The 1,637-nt window shown below is 63.7% G+C and carries 3 pseudogenes; 1 reads left to right on the top strand and 2 read right to left on the bottom strand.

Features of this window, described 5'->3' with window-relative positions:
* A pseudogene (locus tag BRX43_RS19960) lies at positions 1-115 on the top strand (IS481 family transposase); the annotation flags it as partial.
* 154 nt (positions 116-269) lie between these two features.
* Here BRX43_RS19960 and BRX43_RS19955 read toward each other — a convergent pair.
* Positions 270-1,477: pseudogene (locus BRX43_RS19955) on the bottom strand (IS701 family transposase).
* Between the two features lie 45 nt (positions 1,478-1,522).
* Positions 1,523-1,637 (bottom strand): annotated as a pseudogene (locus tag BRX43_RS19950) (IS481 family transposase); the annotation flags it as partial.

The raw sequence follows: 1,637 nt of genomic DNA, 5'->3' as shown, positions 1-1,637 counted from the left end.
GCTCAAGACGCTTAGCGGGCTCACACCTTACGAATACATCGCAAAGATCTGAACGTCAGAGCCAGACCGGTTCATCGTCAACCCGATCCACAAGATGCCGGGACTGAACAACTAGCATTACAGTTGCGTTCTTGATCGGACATGTGACCGTCGAGCGGCGGCTTGGTGGGCGCGTCGCCAGCATGACCAAGCGATAACGCGACGAGGCTCGATGCGCCGCTGGGCCAGCCGGATGACGATACGGCGGATTTCCTGGACGGACCAGCGGATCAGTTCCGTGGTTTCGTCCAAGGTCTTTTTGGGGGCGCGGCATTGGCGCGGGTACGGATGGCCGCCAGCATCGCGAAGGCGAGCATGACGAGCGAGACGTGCCGGTGCCAGCCATGCCAGGAGCGGGTCTCGTTATGGTCGAGGCCCACTTCGTTCTTGGCGGTCTCGAAACTGTCCTCGATGGCCCAGCGATGCCCTTCCACGCCGACGAGGGTTTCGATGGTCGTGCCGGCCGGGCACCAGGTGGTGAAGAAGGCAAGGTCATCACTGGCAATGTGGCGGCGTATCAACAGGCCCCTGGTCCATGTCCCGATTGCGCCATCGACGTACTCGTCGGCTGCGAGGTCGGCGAGCTCGAAGTAGGTCCAGTCATGAACGCGCTCGCCCTTGGTGCCTTGGCCCGCCGACAGACGCTGCCATGCAGTCGGATCGAGGTCATCTGCGATCTGCGCGGCGGTGCCCGCGACGACCGGCTTGTCGCCCCATGAGCCGAAGCGATGGTCGCCCTTCACGCCCAGCACATAGCCCTTGCCGGCACGGCGCAGCACCTGCTCGATGTCGCCGACGCCGTAGACCGCATCCGCCGCGACCCAGGCGAACGGCATGCTGGCCGCAATCGCCCGTTCGATCATCTTCACCGCCAGCGCCGGCTTGGTCGCGAAAGCCGTGCCCTCCGGCACATGCGCGGCCGCCAGGCGCACCGGGTCAGCGGTCCAGCTCTTCGGCAGATAGAGCACACGGTCGACGAAAGCATGGCCCTTGGCCGAGACATAAGCGGCGAACACGCCGATCTGGCAGTTGGTCACCTTGCCGGCCGACCCAGTGTATTGGCGCCCCACGCCGCACGACGCCTTGCCCTGCTTCAGGAATCCGGTTTCGTCGATGACCAGCACCGCATCATCGGTGCCAAGATGTTCGATGGCATAGTCGCGCACGATGTCGCGCAGGGCATCTGCATCCCACCGCCCGCGCCCCAGAACCGCCTGCTGCCGCCATGGTCCGGCATCGCCAGCCGCCTCGGCGCGCATCCACCCGGTCTTGCGGCGCTCGTCGCCCAACAGCCCATCCAGAAAGCTGTTCGCCGATGCCGCAACACGCGCCTGGCTGAACAATGGCCGCATCCGCGCCTTCACCTCGCGCAGTGACGATCCCCAAAGCTCCAGCGTCGCCTCGATCGATGCTCCCGTCACCACGACCTCCTCGTCATGGTGACCCATTGATTCAGAACACGATCAAGAACGCAACTGTAATGCTAGTTGTTCAGTCCCGGCATCTGGTGGATCGGGTTGACGATGAACCGGTCTGGCTCTGACGTCCAGATCTTTGCGATGTATTCGTAGGGTGTGAGCCCGCTAAGCGTCTTGAGT

Source organism: Sphingomonas sp. S-NIH.Pt15_0812 (genome assembly GCF_003951315.1).
Taxonomy (GTDB): Bacteria; Pseudomonadota; Alphaproteobacteria; order Sphingomonadales; family Sphingomonadaceae; genus Sphingomonas.
This window is presented reverse-complemented; position numbering and strand designations above follow the sequence as displayed.